Annotated in this window: 1 protein-coding gene; it reads right to left on the bottom strand. The window is 63.7% G+C overall.

The features are described 5' to 3' along the window. Positions 1-896 (bottom strand): integrase core domain-containing protein (locus NKI63_RS30645; RefSeq protein ID WP_352824129.1); only part of this gene is annotated, 896 nt, incomplete at its 3' end. Positions 897-942: the final 46 nt, after the last annotated feature.

Here is a 942-nt window from a genome sequence, read left to right as displayed (position 1 = left end):
AGCTTCATGGCCAACGCCTCATGCGGCCTTTCCTCGTTGAATTCGCTGATGAAAGCGTCAAATCTGGCCTGCTGTTGCAGGGCATTCATGCCCGGGGGCCGCGTGGTCTCCTGCTTCAAGGTGCGGTGCATGCGCTCGTGGCGGCCGTTCTGTTGCGGGTTGCCGGGCTTGATGCGCTCGATGGCAATGCCGAGCCTCAACCACCAGACCGACAGCTTCGACAGATTGTAGAGGCCGTTGGGGCTGGCGAAGGGGACCCCGTTGTCGCTTCGAATGGCGAGCGGCAGGCCGCGTTCCCTGAACAGCCGGACGAAGGCCTCGATGACCGGCGCTTCCCGTGTCGCTTCAAGCGCTTCGGCGAGAAGCAGGTAGCGCGAGGCCTGGTCGGTCACCGTCAGGGGGTAACAGTAGCGACCGTTGCCGAGCTTGAACTCGCCCTTGAAGTCAGCGCACCACAGATCGTTGGGGACGGCGGCCTGCGACAGCGGCGTGCCCATGGCCTTGTTCGCCCGGTTCCTCTTGCGGGCCTGGCTCACAAGGCCGTGGCGGTCGAGCACGGCATGCACCGTGCTCTTGGCCGGGATGCGCACATCGCCGGCGAGCTTCCTGATCAGCAGCTCCCTGATCTTCCTGGCGCCCCAGTGCGGCTTGTCGCGCTTGCTCTCGACGATCAGCCGCTCGATCTGCTCGGGCAGTTGGTTGGCATAGCGTACCGGCCGCCGCGAGCGGTCGCAAAGCGCCTCCAACCCCTCTTGCCTGTAGCGGTTGAAGATCTTGTAGCCGGTCTTGCGCGAGATCCCGAACTCCCGGCACACCGCGCTCATGCCTTCTCCGTCGAGCAGGCGAGCCACAAAGCGAAGACGTTCCTCCATCACCGAACACTCTCTCCACGGCATCAACACCTCCCGGCAAAAACCGAAAAGTGTTACCTATGTGTCCGGT

The organism is Mesorhizobium sp. M0410, assembly GCF_040321435.1.
Classification (GTDB): domain Bacteria; phylum Pseudomonadota; class Alphaproteobacteria; order Rhizobiales; family Rhizobiaceae; genus Mesorhizobium.
The sequence above is the reverse complement of the archived record's forward strand: the minus strand, read 5'-3'. Positions and strand labels throughout refer to the sequence as shown.